This is a genomic window from Streptomyces sp. NPDC052064 (assembly GCF_055585925.1).
Genome location: NZ_JBVJJE010000006.1, coordinates 135,453 through 157,501 on the forward strand (window position 1 = coordinate 135,453; position 22,049 = coordinate 157,501).

General features: G+C 69.0%; 13 protein-coding genes and 1 pseudogene. 9 read left to right on the top strand and 5 right to left on the bottom strand.

Annotated elements, in window-relative coordinates; all coding sequences use genetic code 11:
- Nucleotides 1-364: 364 nt before the first annotated feature.
- A pseudogene (locus ACZ6TU_RS17855) lies at nt 365-1,286 on the top strand (threonine aldolase family protein); the annotation flags it as partial.
- 403 nt (nt 1,287-1,689) lie between these two features.
- Here ACZ6TU_RS17855 and ACZ6TU_RS17860 read toward each other — a convergent pair.
- Both ACZ6TU_RS17860 and brxD read right to left on the bottom strand, forming a co-directional pair.
- Nucleotides 1,690-3,888, bottom strand: coding sequence for a DEAD/DEAH box helicase (locus ACZ6TU_RS17860; RefSeq protein WP_467670947.1), 2,199 nt, complete (start codon nt 3,886-3,888; stop codon nt 1,690-1,692).
- On the bottom strand, nt 3,888-5,237 hold the full coding sequence (gene brxD, locus ACZ6TU_RS17865; RefSeq protein ID WP_467670946.1) for a BREX system ATP-binding protein BrxD: 1,350 nt from the start codon (nt 5,235-5,237) through the stop codon (nt 3,888-3,890). The genes ACZ6TU_RS17860 and brxD overlap by 1 nt, the downstream gene beginning before the upstream one ends.
- Nucleotides 5,238-5,701: 464 nt before the next feature.
- On the opposite strand from brxD, the gene ACZ6TU_RS17870 reads away from it, so the two are divergent.
- The 6 genes from ACZ6TU_RS17870 (at nt 5,702) to ACZ6TU_RS17895 (ending at nt 13,457) form a co-directional block, all read left to right on the top strand.
- A complete protein-coding gene (locus ACZ6TU_RS17870; RefSeq protein WP_467670944.1) occupies nt 5,702-7,819 on the top strand; it encodes a reverse transcriptase family protein in 2,118 nt (705 codons plus the stop codon).
- A gap of 218 nt (nt 7,820-8,037) precedes the next feature.
- Complete coding sequence (locus ACZ6TU_RS17875; RefSeq protein ID WP_467670942.1) at nt 8,038-9,351, top strand: hypothetical protein; 1,314 nt, start codon at nt 8,038-8,040, stop codon at nt 9,349-9,351.
- Nucleotides 9,352-9,597: 246 nt separating this feature from the next.
- Nucleotides 9,598-9,825 carry a transposase family protein gene (locus ACZ6TU_RS17880; RefSeq protein ID WP_467671494.1) on the top strand — a complete coding sequence of 76 codons (228 nt, stop codon included), beginning with the start codon at nt 9,598-9,600 and terminating at the stop codon, nt 9,823-9,825.
- 331 nt (nt 9,826-10,156) lie between these two features.
- On the top strand, nt 10,157-10,375 hold the full coding sequence (locus ACZ6TU_RS17885; RefSeq protein WP_467670940.1) for a hypothetical protein: 219 nt from the start codon (nt 10,157-10,159) through the stop codon (nt 10,373-10,375).
- Nucleotides 10,376-10,596: 221 nt separating this feature from the next.
- Nucleotides 10,597-12,417, top strand: a complete 1,821-nt coding sequence (locus ACZ6TU_RS17890) for a GmrSD restriction endonuclease domain-containing protein (protein ID WP_467670938.1) — start codon at nt 10,597-10,599, stop codon at nt 12,415-12,417.
- Nucleotides 12,414-13,457, top strand: a complete 1,044-nt coding sequence (locus ACZ6TU_RS17895) for a CBS domain-containing protein (protein ID WP_469549416.1) — start codon at nt 12,414-12,416, stop codon at nt 13,455-13,457. The genes ACZ6TU_RS17890 and ACZ6TU_RS17895 overlap by 4 nt, the downstream gene beginning before the upstream one ends.
- Nucleotides 13,458-13,485: 28 nt before the next feature.
- Here ACZ6TU_RS17895 and ACZ6TU_RS17900 read toward each other — a convergent pair whose 3' ends face one another.
- Nucleotides 13,486-13,938 carry an ATP-binding protein gene (locus tag ACZ6TU_RS17900; RefSeq protein WP_467670934.1) on the bottom strand — a complete coding sequence of 151 codons (453 nt, stop codon included), beginning with the start codon at nt 13,936-13,938 and terminating at the stop codon, nt 13,486-13,488.
- Between the two features lie 176 nt (nt 13,939-14,114).
- Here ACZ6TU_RS17900 and ACZ6TU_RS17905 point away from each other — a divergent pair, with 176 nt between their 5' ends.
- Nucleotides 14,115-14,972 (top strand): helix-turn-helix domain-containing protein, encoded by an 858-nt coding sequence (locus ACZ6TU_RS17905; RefSeq protein ID WP_467670932.1) that lies wholly within the window; start codon nt 14,115-14,117, stop codon nt 14,970-14,972.
- Entirely contained in the window at nt 14,969-15,175 is a 207-nt protein-coding gene (locus ACZ6TU_RS17910) for a DUF397 domain-containing protein (RefSeq protein WP_467670930.1), read from the top strand. Before ACZ6TU_RS17905 ends, ACZ6TU_RS17910 begins: the two co-directional genes overlap by 4 nt.
- 32 nt (nt 15,176-15,207) lie before the next feature.
- Here the strand turns inward: ACZ6TU_RS17910 and pglZ are convergent, their stop codons facing one another.
- Nucleotides 15,208-18,126, bottom strand: coding sequence for a BREX-2 system phosphatase PglZ (gene pglZ / locus ACZ6TU_RS17915; protein WP_467670928.1), 2,919 nt, complete (start codon nt 18,124-18,126; stop codon nt 15,208-15,210).
- The gene (pglY, locus tag ACZ6TU_RS17920; protein WP_467670926.1) at nt 18,126-22,022 is read right to left on the bottom strand and encodes a BREX-2 system ATPase PglY; all 3,897 of its coding nucleotides are present in this window, start codon (nt 22,020-22,022) and stop codon (nt 18,126-18,128) included. Before pglY ends, pglZ begins: the two co-directional genes overlap by 1 nt.
- Between the last annotated feature and the right edge of the window lie 27 nt (nt 22,023-22,049).

Below are 22,049 nucleotides of genomic sequence, written 5' to 3' on the forward strand. Positions count from 1 at the left end.
CCTCGGCGGCGCCGCGCTGGCCGGAGCCGCCATCGCGGCCGGCACCTCGACCGCCCTGTACGCCACGGTCCTCGCCAACGCCGCCCTCCAGTTGTTCTCCATCGCCGTGCTGCTCGGGATGCGGCTGCCCGCGGGCGCCGGGCCCCGGGCCGCCGCCGCCGAGGCGCCGGGCGGGGTGCTGCGCAGCGCCGCGCTGCGGGACGTGCGCTATGTGGCGGTCGCGCTGGTGTGCGGCGCTCTGGAGCTGTACCACCCGCTGCTGACGGTCGGTCTGCCGCTTGGATCGTCACCAGCACCGACGCGCCCGCGCTGCTGGTGTCGGGAGAACACCGCCTGGTACTCGCCCTGCCGGCCCGCCGGGGCGAGTCCCCACATCAACGTCGACGAGGGCGGGGCACCCGAGAAGGTCGCCGGGATCAAACTCCTGACGGTGCCCGCATGGGACGGCAAGCTCACCCCTGAGCTGGTCGACCGTCAGGCATGGGGCTTCGAGGACGAGCACCGGGCCCGGCCCAGGGTCGTCTCGATCGCCCAGTCCACCGAGCTCGGCACCTGCTACACGCCGGACGAGATCCGTGCGATCTGCGACCACGCGCACGGCCTCGGCATGCTCGTCTACCTGGACGGCGCCCGGCTCGCCAACGCCGCCGCCACCCTCGGCGTGTCCCTGCGCGAGATGACCACCGACGCCGGCGTGGACGTCCTCTCGCTCGGCGGCACCAAGAACGCTGCTCTTCGGCGAGGCGGTGATCGTGCTCAACGAGGACGCGGTGCGCGGCATGGCCCACCCGCGCAAGACGAGCATGCAGCTGGGCTCCAAGATGCGTTTCATGTCGGTGCAGTTCGAGGCGCTGCTGGGCGGCGACCTCTGGCTGCGCTCGGCGGCCCGCTCCAACGCGATGACCCAGCGGCTGTACGAGGCGGTGCGCCAACTGCCGGGCCTGGAGATCCCCCGCCCGGTGCAGGCCAATCAGATCTTCGCCGTCCTGCCGCCGGCCGTCACCGAGCGTCTCCAGAAGCGTTTCCGCTTCTACACCTGGGACGAGCAGGCCGGCGAGGTCCGCTGGATGACCTCCTTCGACACCACCGAGGGCGACGTGGACGCGTTCGCGGCGGCGATCGCGGAGGAGCTGGCGGCGGAGCGAGGCCAAGAGCCGGCGGGCGCGCTGACCGTGGCCGAGCGCGAGGAACTGGTGCAACTGCGCCGGAAGGTCCGCGAAATGGAAGAGATGATCGAAGTGCTGGGGGTAGAGCCTGCCTTCTCCGCGAACCGCAAGACGAAGTAGCGGCGGCAGAAGCCCGGGAGGTCAGGCGAGCGCCCTGCCCCCCGGGCAGGAGAAGCACGAAGAGGTCGTCCAGTTCGAGGTCCCACTGCTCGGCAGCATGCTCGGTGATCACGTGAGGAGGCTGCCCCGCCGCTGCCAGACCGCCACTGATCAGCTACCGTCCCGCTACAACTCCAGCCGCCCGGCATCGTCCCAGGACAGACACCAAAATACTGCTGCAGCACTAACTTGATCTTTAACCTTCGGCGTCGAATGGTGCGTAGAACTTGATCACTCGGTCCGGTAACTGCCGTACGCAGAAGCGGCCTTCGTTTGAACATGTGCTCCGACCAAGGAACACACGTCCAGCACGAAGGCCGTGAGGATGAGTCTGCTGCATCGCGATGCCCGGCAAGAGGCAGCTTCAGCCGACCAGACGCACAGGCTCGGACAACACCGCGCGAGCACTCTCGAAGTCGGCCAGACGGGCCGCGACCGTGGCGACTGCGAGACGTTCCGGGAGAGCGGCAGAGAACTTCAGTCCGCGTACGGCCCGGTGGTCCACATCGGGTAGCACCAAGCTCTCGCCGACACTCTCGCGAGCCGCGCGCCAGTCGGCCGGGGTGAGGTCTTCGCGCAGGCGCAGCCAGCAGTCGGTGGGGCGTTGCAGAGGGTCCGTGACCGACCGCAGAGTTGCCCCGAGGGTGGCGTTGGCGCGGTAGCCGGCCCAGGTCCACCAGCGCACGTCGCTGCCGACGCGCGTGATCAGTGTGCCGCCCGGGTGCACGGTGTCGGGGGCGTCGCTCTCGCGCTGTTCGGCCAGGCATGCCTCGGCGCGCCGGGTGAGCGAAACGGGCGGATCCGCACCGAGCAGCACCTCGCGCATGGCGCGGGTGAGGGCGTAGGACAGCCCGGCGATGCCGCCGTTCATCCACTTGGCGATGCCGCCGCCGTCTGCGGGTTCGACGAAGACGCGTTTGCGCAGCCAGTCGATGTAGGTGACCTGCCAACTGCGTCCGCCGAGCAGCAGGCGTCGGGGCCCTGGGCGTTCCTCGGTGAGCACGCTCGGGTCGGTGCGGCCGATCTCCATGCGTCCGGACAGCACCGTGAACTGGGGTGGTGCGGTGAAGGACGCGGTGAGTTCGATGAAGTGCCGCCTGCCGAAACGGCGTTCGGCCTCGGGGCCGACGAACAGCAAGCCGCCGTCGTCGTCGAGGAAGCCCTCCTCGGTGAGGTGGCGCAGGATGGGGGCGGCGGAGCGGTCGAAGGGGGCGAGTCCGTTCCACTGCCGGTCCCACAACTGGTCGCCGAGCTTGTGCTGTTGAAGGGTGACGGCGAGGAGCTGCTGGGCGACGAGGTGGCGCGGCTCGGGCGGCGGGAGGACCGGTTCGACCCAGCCGCGCGACCACAGCAGCAGCAGGCCGGCCGCCTGCAGGAGTGTGTCCTTGCGGGTGGTGAGGAACAGGCAGTTGCGTACGGTGCCGGGGCGTCGGCCGGTGCGGCCGATGCGCTGCAGGAAGGAGGCGACGGAGGCCGGTGAGTCGATCTGGATGACACGGTCCAGGTCACCGACGTCGATGCCGAGTTCGAGGGTGGAAGTGGAGACGATGACGCAGTCGCGCGCTTCGGCAAAGGCCTGTTCGGAGCGGGTGCGTTCGTCGACGGAGAGGGAGGCGTGGGACAGGAAGACGGTCACCTCGCGGGCCCGGAGCGCAGCGCCCAGTTGTTCGACCTGGGCCCGCGAGTCGCAGAAGACGAGCCGTTTCTCTCCCCGGTGCAGGGCCTCGATGAGTTTGGCGGCGTTGTCCAGGGAGCCCACGTAGTCGAGCTCCACCTCTCCTGCGCGCTTGGGGAGTTGGTCGGTCGGAGCCGTGCCGTCGTGTCCGGCTGTGCCGGGAGCGGGCGGCAGTTGCACTCCAGGGGCGACGACCTGTCCGATGCGGTTTCCGGCGCCCGCGCCCTGCAACCAGTGCAGCAACTGATCGGGGTTGCCGACGGTCGCTGAGAGTCCGATCCGCTGGATGGGACGGCCGGTGACACGCTCCAGTCGTTCGAGTACGGCCAGCAGGTGCCACCCCCGGTCGTCGCCCGCGAAGGCGTGCACCTCGTCGACGACGACGGCCCGTACGCCGCCCAGTAGCCGGGCGTGATCGGTCTTGACGCCGATCAGCATCGCCTCGAGCGACTCGGGCGTGGTGAGCAGGACGTCCGGCGCCTCAGTGCGGATGCGCTGCCGCTGGGATTCCTTGGTGTCGCCGTGCCAGAGCGCGGCACGCCGCCCCAGCCACTGCGCGTACGTGTCGACGCGGCCGACGAGGTTGTTGAGAAGCGCCTTGAGCGGGCACAGGTACAGCACCGAGGTGCCGGTCCACTTCTGTTCGGTCATGGCCGACAGCAGGGGGAAGCAGGCCGCCTCGGTCTTGCCGCCCGCCGTGGGGGCGAGCAGTACGGCGTCCTCGCCGCCCATGAGCGTCGTGATCGCCGCCCGTTGGAGGGGACGCAGGTCGGGCCAGCCGAGGGTGTTGACGATGTGGTGCAGGACGACGGGATCGAGCCGGTCCAGTACGTCGGCCGGGCTGTCGCCGTTCGCGGTGTCGCCGACTTGGTTGCCGTCCTGCGCCATCACAGCTCCAGGTCGAAGTCGTCGGCCGAGGCGGGACCGCCGGTGACCGAGGCGGCCAGGTTTCTCTCGACGTCGGTGAGTTCGCTGCTCGCCACCGTCAGCCGGTAGTGCTGCCGGGGATCGAAGTCGTCGAACTGGTCCACGCGGTCCAGGACATCACCGACGAGCTTCTTCAGGAAAAGCCGGGGTGCCACACCGACCTTTCCGCCCAACGCCCCGCCGACGGCCCGCGCGAGATCGGCGACGTAGGCGTCGTCGACGACCCTCTTTACGCGCTCGGGCGCCTCAGCGGCGTCCGCGTACAGGTCGCGGATGGTGATGCCGAGGCCGACCAGGGACTCCTGGCTGAAGCCGGGCAGCCGGATCTGCACGGCGCGGGGGTTGTCGAAGCGCGGGTCGGTGGTGAAGTCGGTGGCGAGCCGCTGGGCGAGCGGGGCGAGGCGCTGAACGCCCTGCTGGCCGTCGTAGAAGGCCGGCGTGCCGGTGATCACCAGGTAAAGGCCCGGGAAGCGCCCTGAGTGGACCTCGTCGATGAGCTGCCGCAGCGCGTTCAACGCCTTGTCGCGGGCGTCCGACCGGACCCGCTGCAGGGTTTCCACCTCGTCGAGGACGACGAAGAGGCCGGTGTGCCCGGAGTCGCGGAGCACGGTGAGCAGGCCCTGTAGGAAGCCGAGCGCGCCGAAGTGGTCGAGGTCGCCGCGTACCCCAGCGGACCGGCGTGCGGCGGCGGCCACGTGCGGCTGGCCGCCCAGCCAGGCGAGCACCGCGGCGGCGGTGGCCTCGTCTCCCTCGGCGAGTGCCGTCCGGTAGCCGCGCAGTGCGGTGGCGAAGGACGGCGCATGCCGGGACACCTCGATGAGACGGGCGACGAGGAGCTTCTCGACCTCTTCTGGCAGTTCCTCCTCGGTCGCGCCTGCAGCGAGGGCGTCCTCCTCCAGCGCGTAGAACCAGGCGTCCACGACCGGTCGCAGCGCGCTGGGCGGGAAGCTGGGCGTGGTGAGCCGTTCGGTGAGCCGCCGGTAGACGGTCTCCAGCTTGTGCAGCGGAGTCTCGTTCTCGGAGATCTGGATCTCGGCCACGGCGAAGTTGCGCCGCTTGGCCCGCTCCCCCAGCCACCGGGTGAAGAACGTCTTGCCGGACCCGTACTCACCGCGCACCGCCTTGAACACGGACCCACCGGACGCGACGGCGTCCAGTTCCGCGTCCAGAGCCGTCTCGAAACGGTCCAGCCCGGTGGCGAGCAGGTCCAGCCCGCTCTCGGGTACGGCGCCACGGCGCAAGGCGTCGATGACGGTGCGGCGGCGGGCGGCGCTGACCTGGGCGGGGCGCCTCGATCCGGTGGTGCTCACGGGGACCAGTGTTCCATCTCTCTGTGCATCAGGGCCTCGGAGAGGGATCATGATGTCCGGTTCATAACCATGTAAAGCCGAGCGCGTCACCCTACACGCCGCCACCCTCACCGTTCGGGACGATCACATGTAGGTCTACGCCGCAGCCGTGTCGTGGTGCCAAGCAGTCTGAGTAGCAGCGTAGTTCGGTGTGTCATCAGGCGACCTGCCTGTGAGTACGACTTGCAGGAAGGCTACGATCCGGCTCAACGCAGTCGGCGGGTCTCAGGAACCCATCCCTTGCGATGGGCCCTCCGGTCTGGGGCACCTCGGTGCTGATCACACCGGGTGCTGGGGATCGGTCCCTGTGCTTGCACAGGGTGGCGGAGGGATACAGCGGACCGCCCGCCCTGTCGGGCTTGGAAAAACCACACTCAAGGTGAGGCTCGCCGACTGCGTCTCACGGGGAGGGATGAGCCGGTTCGGTGACGACGACGGACGACTTCGCGGATCTCACCCCGGACCAGTTCCTTGAGGCGGTGGTCAGCGGCTCGATCTACCCGTACACCGAGCACCGAATACCCAAGCGTCGCGGCGGACTGCGGACCTTGCACGCCCCGGTCACGCGATTGTCCGAGATACAGCAGGAAATCCTGGCCCGCCTGGAAACTCTTCCAGCCGGCTTTCAGCCACACCCGGCAGCGTTCGCCTATCGACGTGGCCGCTCGGTCGTGGACTGCGCTGCCGCCCATCTGCGAGCCCACACCGTGATCCGCCTGGACATCGCAGACTTCTTCGGGAGTATCCGGGAACGGCACGTCTACGCCGCTCTGAAAGACGCCTGGACTCACCCGGCGGAACGGGGATACCGGCTCGATCTTGCGGAGAACGACGAGGGCCGCCGGGAAATCGTCCTGCGTCGTAACGGTCGCACCCTGGGCACGTACACCACGGCCCGGCTGGTCACCGTGTCACCGCCGGAGCCGAACCACACCTGGACGAACCGTGGCACCGGGCGTCGCAGCGTGCGTCTGGAAGCCACCGGGCAGGACTTCTCCATTCTCCGGCCCGGTTTGGTCTACAAGCACACCCGCGAGGGCTTCCTTCCGCAGGGCGCTCCTACAAGCGGGTACCTGTCGAACATCATCATGCGCGACGTCGACGAGGTAATCAGCCACCAGGCCGAGTCTTTGGGGTTGCGCTACACCCGCTACAGCGACGACCTGTACTTCTCGAGCCGTGCGCTCTTTCACCACGACGAGGTCGACCGTCTCGTGGCCGGAGTGAAGAAGGCCCTGGAACCGCTCGGCATGAGGCTCAACCCGAAGAAGACCTATGTGGCCCGTCCCGGTGCGCGCCGCAGCGTGCTGGGCATCCTCGTCGACGGTCCCGCTCCTCGCCTGACGCGCGAGTACAAGCGCCGCATCACCAAGCATGTACGAGGGGCCGCGTCGTTCGGAATCGAGCAGCATCGCCGTCACCAGAAGTTCAAGGATCTGGCCGAGCTGGACGCCCATGTGACCGGGCTGCTGTCGTTCGCGGCGATGGTCGAGCCCGGCTGGGCCGATGGGCAACTCGCGGACTGGAAGCGGCTGCGCGAGATTCCCCTCGATCACGAGGAACCGGTGAATGTGCAGCATGGGCTCGAACTGCCCTGGGACGAGGAGGTCGAGCTCTCCCAGGCAGACCTGGCCAAGGACTCGATCGACGATCTCGTCCGCGGCGCCCAGCGCTATCGCTCGTCCTCGGACTATCTGCAGATGGTTGAGTTCGTCGGCCGTTTCAAGCGGTACGCGCCGTTCAACGCGATGGTGGTCCACATCCAGAAGCCGGGGGCACGCTATGTCCTGTCCTCCTCGGAGTGGATGTCGAAGTACCGGCGGGTGCTCAAGCCCGGTGCCCAGCCGCTGCTGATCTTCCAGCCCCGTGGGCCCTACATGCTCGTGTACGACGTCGGGGACACAGAAGCCCTGCCCGGGGCTCTGCCTCTGCCCAAGGGGATCACCGCACCGGTATCGGTGTCCTCTCGAGCAAGCGAGAAGGAGGTCGCCCAGGTCTGGCACCACACGGAGACGAACCTCGCCCCTCTGGGGATCCGGCTCACCCTGGTCGACCACGGGGCCTCGTCCTGCGGACGCATATACCGCAGCAGGTCGGGCAGCTCCGTCGAGCGTCCCGGTAGCAGGCCTGGGGACCCACCGGAGAGATACCCGACCTTGTTCGAGATCGAGGTCAACCGGAATCTATCTCTGCTGGACCGGTACACCACGCTCACCCACGAGCTCGGCCACCTGTTCTGCGGACACCTCGGCGCAGGCCCCGGGGAAACCTGGCCCGACCGGTACGTGCGGCCTCTCTCGGACGAGGGTGCCGTGAAGGCCCATGCACGCAATGAGGTCGAGGCCGAGTCGATCGCCTACATGGTCCTCAAGCGCCTGGACCCGGATGTCCGGATGGGCGACTACATCACCGGACATCTCAGCCCCGACCAGCAGGTTCCTGAGACCGTCGCCCTCAACCTCACGTTCAAGGCCGCCGGCTTGATCATCGATATGGGCAAGAAGCGCATCCCTGCCGCCAAACTCCAGAAGTCCAAGAAGTGATCAGGGCCCTCTGCCTTGTACGACGGCGCGGGAAGGCTGGCCGATCAGCGTCCTGATTCTCGTCGACGCCCGCCGATGATCCGGTGAGCTGAGAGGCGCTCTTCCGTTGCCAGATCGTCAGTTCACCAGGAGACAGGGCCCGTAGCTGAATACATGAGGTTCATGCCGTTCTTGTCGGATGTCAGCCGTAGGCTGTTGTCGGAAAACAAGGGGAGACGATGACTGACGACCGCAAGGCAATCGTTCCGGTGTGGACGCTGGCAACCGGTGACGTCCGGGTGCCCGCACTGGCCGGAGACGAGCCGATGACGGCTGAGCGCTTGGCTGAACTGCGCGGTGTGCTGGCGGCCCTGGCCGACGAGCCGATCGCCACACTCGAGGTGCATCCGCTGCCCGCCAAGCTCGACCGAGGCCAGGGCATCCCGCTCGACGCCGCGAGTCCCCTGGCACAGCACCTGTCGCAGCTCATCACGCAGTCAGCGCGAGGTTCCTCCGCGCCGGCCACGGCGACCGCTGCCGGCGAAGGCCTGTATCGCATGGTTGTCCCGGCGAAGGTCGCTGCCCAGCTCGGTCAGGGCATCGTTCGCCCGATGGTGGCGAAGGGGTCGGCCGGTCGCATCCACGGTGCACTCGTGAACTCGGCGACGGGCCGCATCGCCGCCGGCGCGACGTTCGAGCCGGTCGGTAAAGCGGCGGCGGCGGGCGCGGTCGGTGGAGCCGGTGCGACAGCCGGCGTAGCGGTCGCCGGTAGCGCCGCGCTCACCGTGGCCGCGCCTCTCGTGCTCATGGCCGTGGCGGTGGGGGTGAGCGCGAACGCCGACTCCAAGCGCCAGCAGGCCATCGAACGCATCACGGAACTGCTGGAGCAACTGCACGACGAGAAGCTCAACGACGAACGCAGCGAACTCGACGGCTGCCGCGATGCCATCGACAAGGCCACCGCCGTTCTGCTCGACCAGGGCAAGCTCGGTGCCTCGCTGGGACTGGACTCGGCGGTGCATGCCATCAGCAAGGCGCTGGCCGCCGCCGACCGTCGCCTCGCCCGGTGGCAGAGCGCACTCGACGAGCTGCCCGACGACAAGGCCGTCGAGATCGGCACGCTGACCAAGTCGTTCCCGGGCGTCGACGAGGACGGCGGCACGTTCCGCGCCCACCTCGAACTCGCCGCTCTGGCCGTTGCGCTGAAGCGGCGGGTCATCGTCCTGCAGGCCGTCGAGCACGCCCAGACCGACTCCGGCAACCTGTTCGAGAACTTCACCCGCGCACTCAAGGCCGACCAGCAGCGCCTCGACACACTGGAGTCGGGCATCGTCGGTGTCCTGGGGCGCCTGTCGGCGCTGGAGTTGGCACGCCCGCAAGGTCTGCGGCCCGTCTTCACAACCGGTGAAGTCGACCGCCTGATGCGCGCGGCGAACCGGATCCACAGGCTGGGCGACGGCGTCATGGCCAACGGCCCCACGACGGACGTGGCGATCGAGATCGCCCGCGACAAGGACGGCTCGGTGGTCGTGTTCCCCGCGCTGCCCGCGTAGGCGCAGGCGCGCTCGCACTCACTTGGTGTCAGCGCCCTGACCGACGGCAGGGCGGTGGCAACTCCCGGGACCGCGAAGATTGCATGGGTTCAGGGGGAGTTGTTGCGTCAAGGCGCAAGCGCGAAGCCAGTGATCACCAGGGTGTCTTCGTCAGCTGGTCACATTGTGGTCCCGTGCCTGCCGCTCCGTCCCCCGGATCCCTGCCGTCCTGGTGAAACCGGCCCCCATCCAGCACGATGACGCCGTCTGCGTGTTCACCTCCAGCGCGTACCCGACCCGCGATCGCGTCGCGGGCGGTGGTACCCCCTGGTCGGCTTGCTGCTGATCTGCGCCTGCGCAGTCGTCCTCGGCGCCCAGCCGAGTCCTCATCGCCGCCTGCCTGCACGGGGCCGCCCCGATCACAGCCGACTCCTCGCCGTCCTCGCTCACATGACCAACAAGGTCAGGCCGGGCTACGCCGAAGCCGTGCTCTGAGCGCTGCCGTCCGGTGCCGGGAGCAGCCCCTACGAGCACCCGCGACTGAGTCACCGCTCAGGCGAAGGTCGCAGTCGGACACCACACCGACGATATTCGGCCATGCCCCCGAAACGATCCGCGCAGTAACGTCGCGGGCGGCACAATGGCTCCGCAGACCGACACCGCACTCCCGGGGGACTCATTGACTCGCTCTTCATGCGCGCACTTACCAGCAACCTGCTGGTTGCGGGCCCCTTAGAGCTCGTACGCGCATCGCTGGGAAGGACCACTCACCTCGGTGAGTCGTGCCCTCTTCCCGCTAGCGAGCCAACAAGTCAATGGAGGAACGGTGTCGACCAACTCGACCCATCAGGCGTGCCACCACCCGGCCCGTGACATCACCATCGTCGCTCTCGTCTCCGGTGTGGTCTCTCTCGGCACTGCCGTCACGACGATGGCGTTCGATGTGAGCCCGTTGGCGACTCTCACGAGCAGCGGTGGTGTGTTCATCGCCGTCCTCAGCGCGGGGATGAACGTGCTCAACCACGTGAAGCGCAACAACATGTAGCGACTTCAGGGGCGGCCTGGTGGAAAGCGGGCCGCCCCTGTCTGCGGCATCCCGCCACAGGCCGCGGTGAGCCTGCTGTCGCTCTCTTCGAAGCCGTGGGCCTGCAACCTCAACTGGACGGTGCTCGCGGTGATCTCGCTCTTCGGCGTACAGGTTGACGGTCACCGCAGAGCGCTGCTGGAATCACTCTCTGTACGCGTGACAGGTGAGAAGAGAGACACATGGCGGCACTGGACAATCTGAAGCTCAGGGACGTACTCGCGGATGTCGCCTCCGGGGCGTTACAACTGCCCGACTTCCAGCGGAACTGGAAGTGGGACGACGACCGGATCAGGGCGATCATCGCGACAGTGACGCTGGACTACCCGCTCGGCGTGGTGATGACGCTGCAGACCGGTGGTGCCACCCGCTTCCGTTCCCGCACGCTCACCGGGGCCCGCCCCGAGGGCGATCCGAAGGCGGACCTCCTGCTGCTGGACGGACAGCAGCGCCTCACCTCCCTCTTCCAGGCACTGTGGCTGGACGCCCCGGTGGAGACGTCGGACTCCCGCGGCAAGCCCATCGAGCTGTGGTACTACGTCGACATCGAGAAGGCCGTCGGACCGTCCGCCGACCGCGACGATGCGATCCTGTCCGTCCCGGCGGACAAGGTTTTCCGCACCGACTTCAACCGCACGGTGGTCCTGGATCTGAGGACCGAGGAGGCCGAGTGCGCGGCGGGTCTCTTCCCTCTGCACCTCGTCTTCGACGCCCAGCGCGTCAACCAGTGGAAGAGGAACTACATCAAGGCGGACGAGGAGCGGAACTGGGACCTGTGGGGCCAGTTCGACGACCTCGTCCTCCAGCAGGTCCGCGCCTTCCAGGTCCCGATGATCCGGCTGGCCGCCTCGACCTCCATGGACGCCGTCTGCGCGGTGTTCGAGCGCGTCAACACCGGCGGCGTGCCTCTGAACGTCTTCGAACTGCTCACCGCCACCTACGCCGGTGACCCCGAGTACGTGGAACGGACCGGGGACTACTACCAGCTTCCCGAGGTGTGGCGGGAGATCAAGCAGGCGCTGGCGTCGAAGTACCCGGTCTTCGGCCGGCTGGACAGCGGCCTGGAGAACGGCCTGAGCAGCATCGACTTCCTGCAGGCCATCGCCCTGGTACGCACCTGGGAGCGCAAGGAGGCGGGTGTCGGGGCCGCGGTGTCCTGCAAGCGGCGCGACCTGCTGGACCTTCCGCTGGCCGACTTCGTCCGCCTGGCGCCCGAACTGGCCGAGGCCTTCGCCTGGGTGGGCGATTTCCTGGAGCGGCAGTGCATCGTCCGGCCCAACGACCTTCCGTACAAGACACAGCTCGTCCCGCTCGCGGCCGTCCGCGCCATTCTCGGCGGCGACGAAATGGAGGGCCTGGGGCCGGAGGAGAAGATCGAGCAGTGGTACTGGTGCGGGGTACTGGGTGAGATGTACGGCGGCTCGACCGAGACGCGCTTCACCCGGGACGTCGAGCAGCTCGTCGACTGGATCCGGCAGGAGGACCGCGCACCCGACACGGTCACGGACGCCTTCTTCTTCGCCGAGCGGCTCGACGGCCTCACCACCCGCAACAGCGCCGCCTACAAGGGGATCTACGCATTGCTGATCAAGCAGGGTGCGGTCGACTGGCACTACACGGACGCCCCGCTCAGCCCCGGGCGGCTCGACGAGTACGGCGTGGACGTCCGGCAGATCTTCCCCAAGGCCTGGTTCCGCCGGGGCAACAGCCAAGGTCTGCCGACGAACTCCATCGTGAACAAGACCCCGCTGTCCTACCGTGCCACGATGGACATGATGGGGGCTCCGTCGTCCTACCTCTCCACCCTGATCGCCGCCTCCGACATGCGCCCCGAGTGGTTCGACGACGTGATCGCCACCCACCTGATCGATCCGGAGGCACTGCGCGAGAGCGACTACAAGCGTTTCTACACCGATCGCTCCCGGCAGTTGCAGGACCTGGTGCAGTCCGCCATGGGCAAGCGCACCATGCTCCGTGACCTGTCGGAGGGCGACGCCCGATGACCACCAGGCCCAGCGAGAAGGGTCTCGCAGCGCTCAAGGGCAGCACCGTGCCCGTGCAGGAGATCCTCGACCTGTTCCAGGTACGGGTCCGCGACCACCGCACGGTGCACCTGATCTCGCAGGCGCTGGCGGACTCGGGACTGACAACACTGCCGGATTTCGCGGTCTGCGGGCTGCGCAGCAGTGTCGACGTGGTCCCCATCGCCTCCGTCCCCGCGCAGGCCGGGTCCGTCGAGAGCGACGCCGGGGAGGATGCGGACGAGGCCCTCCCCTCACTTCCCCAGCGGCTGCTGCTCGGTGACATTCCGTCGGCCAAGCGGGGCGTGCGCGGCGTCACCCTGGGCAACTCCCTGGCACACGCCACCTTCCTGATGCGTACCGAAAGTTTCTCCCAGGTGCCGGTGACCACCGGCATGGCGCAGATCCACGGCGTGATCACCTGGGGCTCCGTGGCCAGGATGTACGAGGCGGGCAAGCCCGCCACACTGGAGAACGCCATGGAGAAGGACTCCCTGCCGGTCGCTGACGCGCGCCAGGAGCTCTTCGCCGCCCTCCCCGTGGTCAAGGAGCACGGTTACCTGCTCGTGCGCGGCGACGACGGCTGCCTGTCGGGCATCGTCACCGCCGCGGACGTCACGGAGCGCTTCGAAGGGTCGGCGCGGCCCTTCTTCATCGTCGGGGAGATCGAGTCCCTGCTGCGCCGCTGCCTGGGCGCGGCCCTGGACGAGGAGTCCGTCAAGGCCGTCCAGACGAACAAGAAGCCCGAACACCGCACCGGCCAGGTGTCGGACCTGATGTTCGGCGACTACCTGAGGCTCCTGGACGGCGACCAGACGAAGCAGTCGCTGGCCGAGCGCGCCGATCTCAACTGGGAGGCCCTGAAGTGGCCGAACATGCCCCGCGAGCAGTTCATCGGCCGCCTGAGGCGGGTGAAGGACATCCGTAACCGGATCGCCCACTTCGACGAGAAGCCGCTCCCCAAGCAGATGATCGAGGAGCTGACCGCCTTCGCCGCACTGCTGCGGGCGTTCGTCTCCTGATCGCGCGGTCCCCGCCGGACCATCCGGCTCACGACGGGTGCGTGATCTCCGCCCACACGGTCTTCGTGTGGGCGTCTCGCGTCTGGCAACCCCACCCGTGGGCGTGCGCGGCGACGAGGAGCAGGCCCCGGCCCGTCTCCGCCTCCAGCGCGTCGGGACCGGTGGGCAAGGCTGCCGTCTTCGGGAGGCGTTCCGGTCGGGTGTCCACGACCTCGATACGGACTCTGCCCGGGAGCCGTGCCAGCGACAGCTGGAAGTCCCGGCCTGGCAGCCGGCCGTGCGTGATCGCGTTCGCCGCCAGTTCCGCCGTGACGGCCACGGCGGCATGCGAGGCCTCCGAGTCGTACGGGATCCCCCAGGCGGCGAGCCGCTCGGCGGTGAGGCGGCGGGCGAGTCGGGCACCACGTCTGGTGCTGCTGAGGCGAACGGTGAACTGCTCGGTGGAGGCGGAGCGTTCGGGAGTGGTGTCGGCCAGTCTCATGCGGTGACCGTCTCGTCCCAGCCACCGTCCTTGACAGGTCGGAGGGTGGTAGCCGATCGCGGGTACGGCTCCAGTACGGGTTTGTACGGCCGCTGTACGGGTCCGCACCGCGCATCGGCTGAACCGCGGCGTCGTTGAGCAGGTCGCACCAGGACTGTGGCAGATCAGGGGGCGACATGGGCAGGGCAGCGGAGCGCACGTGCCAGACCACGGGCCGACGCAGGCCGGAGAAGGAACGGCCGGCCGTGTGGAGCGCCTACGGCAAGCTGCTGCGCCTGTTCCGCGAACGGGCGGGGCTGACGCAGCAGGGGCTCGCGGACGCGATCGGGTACTCGGTGGAGCAGGTGGCTTCGGTGGAGCAGGGGCGGCGGCCTGCGAAGGTCTCCTTCACCGAAGCTTCGGAACGGGTGTTGGAAGCGGGTGGCGCTCTCCGAGTTCTCCAAGAGGACGTGGACCGAGCAAAGCTCCCCCTGTTCTTCCAGGACTTCGCGCTGCTGGAGTCCGAAGCCGTCAGCCGCTTCTCCTACGATCCTCTGCTGATTCCCGGCCTGCTTCAGACCCAGCAGTACGCGGAGGCGCTGCTTGAAGCGCATTTCCCGCCGCTGGACGAAGAGACCATCGAGCAGCGAGTAGCAGCCCGGTTGGCCCGACAGGCGCTGCTGACGCGCAAGAACCCTCCCATCGTTTTCGTGTTCGTCGTGGAAGAGGCTGCGGTAAGGCGCACGGTGCGCAGCGTCGACGTGATGCGCGGACAGTTGGAGCACCTGTTGCAGTGCTCGGCCATGCGCAACGTCGAACTGCAGATCATGCCCACGGCTCGGGGCGCGCACAGTGGGTTGAACGGCGGGATGGTCCTTCTGGAGTCCGGCGACCGCAAGCAGTACGTCTATGTCGAGACCCAAGACATTGTCAGCGTCAGGTCGGATCGCCACGAGGTGAGCGAGTTCTGGCTGCGATATGGAATGCTGCGGACGCAGGCCCTCAGCACTGAGGAGTCCTCACGCCTTGTCGAGCGCATGGTAGGGGAGCTATGAGCACTGATCCGCACGCCGACCAGTCCGGTGAACTCGCTTGGTTCAAGAGCAGCTACAGCGGAACGAGTGGCGGCGACTGCGTAGAGGTCGCCACCACACCCGCCGCCGTTCACGTCCGGGACTCAAAGAGGCCCCTGGCGGCCTGCCTCACCTTCTCCGTAGAGCAGTGGAGCGCGTTCGCCGCCTACGCCGGGCTGGCGTAGGCGAGCGAAGCACCTCACCTCTACCCTCACCTCTACCGCAGCTCGAACTGGTCCCTCAGCAGGGCCGTGTGCAGCCGAAGCGTGCGGCCGTCGGGAAGGGTTTCCAGGACCTGGACCCCGTCGTAGTTGAGAAGCTGCCGCAGGACGGCCGCGAAGCCGTCGCCCCGTGTGGGCGGCAGGCCGACACGCTGGGCGAGGGCCGTGACCGGGAGGGTGCCCGCGTCGACGAGGGTCGCGAGCGCCTTCCTGATCTGTTCCTGCGGCGGCTTGCGGGCCAGGAGTCCCAGCTGGGCCTGGTAGGTCTCCGAAGTGAGGAGGCCGTTGACCAAGGTCTCGTCCGGGGAGACCAGGGTGGGGGTGACGAGTGTGTCGTCGCCACCCGCCGTGACGGCCACGTCGAAGAGGGCGTCGTGGGTCTTCGCGAGCTCGGCCTGTTCCTTCTTCGGCTTGGCCGCCGTCTTCTTCGCCGGGACTGCGGCCTGGGCCACCGGACGGGCCACGACAGGATCAGCGGTCCGCGTGCCGGTGGACCACCACTCCGGCCGCTGCTCCCCCAACTCCCGCCATCCCTGCGGCGGCTCCGCTCCGAAGGGCAGGAACGCGAGCACCGGGATGGTGAACTCGGCGAGTGCGGCGCCTCCGTGGTAGCCGGCCTTGAGTGAGGTGTAGCGGGAGTCGGCGTCCCACAGGGCGACGATGGTCGCGCCGGGCTCGGGCCAGACGACCCGGGGACCGGACAGCGTGATCTCCTGCTCGGCGAGCGGACCACCGCCGGGGAGGCGGTGCCGAGCGGAGGGCGTCTCCGCCACGTCCACCCTCACACCATGCCGGTCGACGACGTGCCCGTGGTCGCTGGTGAGGATGACCGCCATGCCCTGGGCGGCAGCCACCCGCAACAGGTCACGTAGCCCAGCGACATGATCGACGTGCCAGGCGCCGTCGCCGAGCTTCTGCTCCTTGGCGAGCCGGTCGTCGATGGTGTTGAGGACTACCGCGACGTGCGTCTTGCCGTCGGTGAGCGCTTCGGTGAGGGCGGGGCCGAAGGTGTCCCCGGCCTGTTCGGCGCGCAGGTCGTCCTTGTGGAAGACGGCGGCCGGAGCACCGCCCCACAGCCTGTGTGCGGGGAACAACCGCTTCTCGTCGGCCTGGGTGCCCTTCATCAGCCGACCGGCGAACAGGGAGGTACGGGACACGGCAGTGAGGGTGGGCAGTGCGGCGGCCATGGCGCGACGCTGCGGTGCGCCCTGCGGCAGAGGGTCGAACTCGGCCCAGGTGCCGCGCAGTTCCTCACCGAGTTCGTTGCCGATGGCGGCGCTCATGCCGTCCAGGACGAGGAGCAGCACGCGCCGTCCCTCGCCGTGGTGGACGACGGGCTTCACCACTTGGTCGAGGAAGGTCTCCACGGTCAGCATCAAGCCTGGCTGGGTGCCGGACTCGGTCCAGACGGCGAGTGTGCGGGCGAAGAAGGCGTCGATCGCGCGGCGCCGTTCACGGACCCGGGTGCCAAGAGCGTCGTACGCGGCCTTCAGCACGGGGTCGGGGTCGCCGCCGGCCTCGATGTGTTCGAGGGCCAAATCGACCCAGCCGGTCTCGGAGACGTGCCGCTTTATGGCGTCGCCCACGGTGGGTGATTCGGCGGGCGGTTCGGTGGCCAGCCAGCGGGCGAGTCGCTGGCCCATCCGGGCCCGTTCGATACGGGCGGACTCCTCCGGGTCACCGGCGAGTTCGTGCTCCGCCAGGTGCCGTACGGCGTCCGCCACCGCGTCCGTGTCGGCGGCGAGGGCACGTCCCACGGCGGTGAACCGGGCCTCCAGTCCACTGGTCATCACCGGGCTGGACTCGACGGCCTTCTCCGCGCCGAACTGCCGGGCCAGGACCCCGGCCCGGTCGAGGACGATGCCGGTCAGTCGGCGGGCCTCGCGCGCCCGGTCCGGATCCGTCGTACCGGCGGTCCGGTGGCCGGTGGCGAGCAGGGCGACGACGTACTTCTCCGCGGCCCTGCCGAAGACGGACACCAGCGTGTCGAGCTGATCGCCGGTGGCCGGAGGCCGGTCTCCGAAGTAACGCTCGGCCCTGCCGCGGGCCTGATACGTCTCGGGAGCGGGCTCGGCGTGCTCCCACAGAGCCGCGCACACCAGGCCGAAGGCGACCGCGTCGCCACCGCGTTCGGCGTCGACGAGGGCGAGCAGGGCACGCCCGGCGAGTCCAGCCTGGTCGTCCTCGGCGAGGAAGGCGGCGAGCCCGGTCCGTTCGGGGCCGCGCAGCCCGAGGAGCCGTTCGGGGCCGCCCGCGCGCGTGGACCAGTCCAGCAGGGTCTGCGCGTCGAGCCGTTCGTCACCGGGCCGATGAGCCGGGGCGACCGCGCTGTCGGTGTCGTAGCGGCCGAGGCGCAGGCGGCGCTGGGCGAGGGCGGTGAGGGCGTACTGCCGGGAGAGCCAGCCGCCGGAGACGGGCGGCCAGCCGCCAGGCGGCGTGGCGTCGAGCAGGGCCTCGGCGGCCCAGTTGGCGTCCTTCAGACGCGGATCGATCTGCCGGGCGCCGAAGGCCTCCCGCACCACGTCCCAGCCGTCGACGGTGTCGATGGCCTTCTTGTGGACGCGGGCGATGATCGCGGGGTCGAGTTCGTGCTGTTCGCGGTCGGTGAGGACGACGAGGACGGCGGGGCCGGGGGCGCGGCCCGCGAGGTGGTCGAGGACCAGTTCGTGGACGGCGAGCGGGGACAGCGCGGCTGTGACGCGCGCGGTGCGGCCCTCGGCCCAGGCGGGCTCGGCGGGTCCGTCCCACTGTGGCGCGGAACGCAGCAGGACGGCCCTGCGTCGGTCCTCCCCTCCTGGCCGGAGGGAGGCGGCGAGCTGCGGCTGGGAGGAGAGGTACTGGGTGACGGTCGCGGTGTTCAGCCGGACCGCGCCCGGTACGGCGGCGGAGTCGGAGGCGGGAGCGGTGGTGGTCATCAGTCGACCACCCGCCAGGTGATCTCGATGGTGGCTTCCGGGTTACTCTTCGCCAGCTCGGTCAGTTCCGACTCCAGCGCCTTGACCGCCTGACGGGCGGTGGTGGTGCGGCGGCCTGCGGACTGCCCTGCCGTGCCGGTGCCTTGGGTGGCGGTGGGCTGCTGGGTGAAGTCGATACGCGGGTCGCTCGTCACCGTGTTCAGGGACAGGTCGTCGGCCTTTGCCGGGTCCGTGGCCACCGGGGGTGTGACGGGGGCGGGCGGCGGGGTGGCCGCCGCCTGGTTGCGCTTGATCAGGGACAGGATCTCCCGCTCGGTGCGCTTCAGCGCCTCGCGCAGGTCTGCGGTGCGCTGGTCGCCACGGGCCACGTTGCGCAGCGAGTCGAGCAGGGCCGCGCCTTCTGCACCAAGGCCGATGCCGAGTTCGAGGGTGTGCCAGGACGCCTCGGTCACGGCGCGGGCGACGCTGCCGGCCTGCTTGACGGAGGTGCCGTACCGGTCGGCGCTGACCTCGCCCAGGTCGAAGGCGGCGAGTGCCTCCACGGTCTTCTTGGCCCCGGCTCCGCTCTGCGCCGCGCCGCCGGTGAGCGTCTCCAGGAACTGGAGGGAGCGTCGGGCGAGGGCGAGGCGTCCGGTGTCGTCGGTCTCGTCGAGGCCGAGGAAGGTGGCGTGCTCTTCCAGTCGTCGGACGAGTTCGGCGGCGTCCTCCTTGAGGGCGCGGGCGGACTCGACGATCTGGCGGGCGAACTGGTTGACCATGCGCCCCCGGCGCAGGGTGGGCGCCTTCTGACCGAAGATCGTCTCGTAGCGCTGCCGTGCGGTGGTCCAGTCGTCCTCGTTGGGCAGCGGCTGGCTGCGCAGGGCGTCGTGATCCTTGATCGCGGAGAGTTCCGGCGCGGGGTCGAGGACGGTGCCACCGCGCACCCACACCCGGTCGTCCATCTCGGCGAACGAGGCGACGACGAGCCGGGCGAGGAAGTCGGGCAGGCCGCGCGGCTCGGGCTGGTCGGTCCAGTCGGTGAGCGTGATCAGCGTGAGGTCGCCGGTGACGCCCTGGGCGCTGGCGAGCTGCCGGAAGTGCTCGGCCCAGTAGCGGGACAGCTCGAAGTACGCCTCCTTCTGCTGTCCGAGGCGCAGCGGTCCGGCGACGCGCTGCATCAGCTTGCGGTCGCCCGCCGGAACCTCGACACGTCCGTCGCGCGCCTCGGCGGCGGCCCGTACGTGGGTGAACACCTTGCGCGCGTCGACGGGCTTGACGGCGGTGCCGGCCGCGTCGGGGTCGAGGTTGGGGTGGGCCGGGTACTGGTGGGCGAGCAGCTTGCCCGCCACGTGCCGGATGCCGTCGTGCAGGGACTGCCCGAAGGACAGGGTGAGGTCGTCGACGTCGGGCAGGGCCACCAGGTGGTCGTCGAAGTCGACCACCACGTCGGCGGCCTGCTTCTGCGCGAGCCCGTACGCCTGCTTGAACGCGCCCTTGACCTGCTTGAGCAGGGCGTCCCGCTGGGTCTCCAGCAGGCCCTTGGCACGGCTGCGGTTGTCGGCGTTGAGGTGGCCGGCGTACTGGGTGTCGAAGCGGTGCTCGTCGGCGAGGGCCTTGTCGATGACGACGAGCCGCCGGAAGTCGGCGAGGCGCTGCGCGGACAGGTGCGCGGGCAGCCAGGCGATGCTGCGGGACCGCTCGCCCTGCTGGCGTTCACGCAGCCGCTGCATGCGGTTGACGTCCTCGACGGGCCCCCATTCCCCCTCGTCGAAGGGAAGGTCTATGGCGATCCGCCAGCAGCCGTCCTGCTGCGGCATCAGGTCGTGGTCGGGCAGCTCGTCCTCGTCGGCGACGTTGCCGAAGACGACCTCCGCGGTGCGGGCGGTGCCGCGCCAGACGAAGCTCAGCTCGTCGACGAACGGGCCGTGTTCGACGCCGAGTTCCTCCGACAGCAGCCGCCGGGCGAGGGCGACGCGGTTGCCGGGGTTGTCGTTGACCTGCGCGTTGGCGATGACGGAGTCGACGTCGACGCCGGACAGTTCCAGCCGGACACCGGGGTTGGTGTCGGTGCCGGTCTCCTTGATCTCGGGGAATCGGGCCGCCCATTCGGCGACCTTGTTCTTGATGATGCCGACCTCGCTGCCCGGGATCGGCGCCATGACCGACCCGTGGTTCAGCGCGCCGAGCCGGCGGATCGTCAGCTCGGACAGGGCGGGCACGCTGGGTGCGAGTGCGGACAGCAGCAGCGTGCACACGAGGCGGTTGTCGCCCACGAACAGGCGGCAGCGGTTGGTCAGTTGCGGGTCGCCGAGGGTGCCGGGCCGGTTCAAGTACTGCTCGACGTCGTCCTCGGTGATGTCGTACGAGCTGAGCAGGTACGGCCGCAGCTTCGTCTTGTACAGCTTGTCGGCGGCCTCGAAGACCACCTTGAGGCTGTCGGTGAACGGCTTGTCGCCGCCCTCCGCGATCACCGGGTACAGGTCGCCGACCGGGATGAGCTGGCCGAGCCGGATCTCGTCGCGGTGGTCGGCGAGGAGCTGGCCCATCAGCTTCAGACCGGTACGGGAGCGCTGCAGCGCGGACGAGATGTGGACGAGGGTGTCCATGAACGCCGGCGAGAACGGATACGTCAGCCGGAACGACTCCGCGTCCGCGCCGGTCGTGCCCTTGTCCGAGCCGAGCAGGGTGTCCCACACCTGGGTGCCGACCCGCTTGGTCTGCTCGAAGGCCGCGTCGATGAGCCGATCCGCCTCGTCGTTCTTCGGCTTGAGGAGACGGGCGTGGGCGATCTGCGGGAGGTTACGGTCCTCAAGCGTGATCTTGTCGAACCGCCCGGAGGCCAGGTTAAGGGTGTCCTGGATGGAGGACTCGGCCGCGCCGGAGACCTCCTCGCCGACCAGCTCGCGCAGGTCGCGCTGACGGGCGATGAACGACACGACGGGGATCGCGCGGCGGGCGTCGCCGCCCTCCACGAAGTTCGTGATCTTGCTGGCTTCGCGGGCAACGAACTTTTCGTCGTGGATGAGAGTGGCGAGCCAGAGGATCAGCTCGTCCATGAAGAGGATCAGGCCGTCGTAGCCGAGCGACTTGGCGTGCTCGGCGATGACGGAGAGACCGGCGTCGAGGGAGATGAACCCGTGCTCGTCCTCGGCGGCGTTCTTGGCGAAGCTGGGCGAGAGGCGCGTGATCGCGTCCTGAACGAGACGTGCTCGCAGCTCGGAGGGAGTGGAGGGGTTGACCAGATTGAGGACCTCACCGGCCTCGTGCACCTCCTCAGCGGTCAGCGCCGTGTCGAGGAGGTCCGGCGTCCAGGTGAAACTTTCGCCCCACTCGTCCTCATCGCCGTCGTCGGACTCTCCGGAGCTGAGGCGCTGGATGACGGCCGCATCGCCGTAGCTGGCGCGGTCGGCCCGGATGTCGTCGAACAGTCCGTCCGTCCGGTACACCTGCGGAGTGGGCGCATCGGGGTGCAGCCGCTTGACGTGACGCACATAGCCACCAAGCACGCGCTGTTCGAGGGCCTTGGCGCCGAGCATGTGGTACGGCACGAGCAGGAACTTCTTGCCGTCCGTGCCGAGCCACTCGTGCTTGGTGAGTACGGAGTCGAACTCTGTGCGGGCGCGGGCGGCCGGGTTGCCGCTGAGCAGGGCGTACAGCACGGCCATGAAGTGCGACTTGCCGGAACCGAAGGAACCGTGCAGGTAGGCGGCCTTCGAGCGGTCCCCGTCCAGAGCGGCCTTGATGAGGTCGAGGGCCTCGTCGAAGTTCTCCAGCAGCCGCTCCGTGACGACGTAGTCCTTGAGCGCGTGCTCGGCGCCCTCGGGGGTCGTGGCCTCGGCGAGGGACAGCACGAAGTCCGAGGTGGAGATGGACTCCTTGATGTCGATGACATCGCGGAGGAGTGGCTGCTGGGCCATGGTGTGTCTCGCTCTCCTTACGGGTGC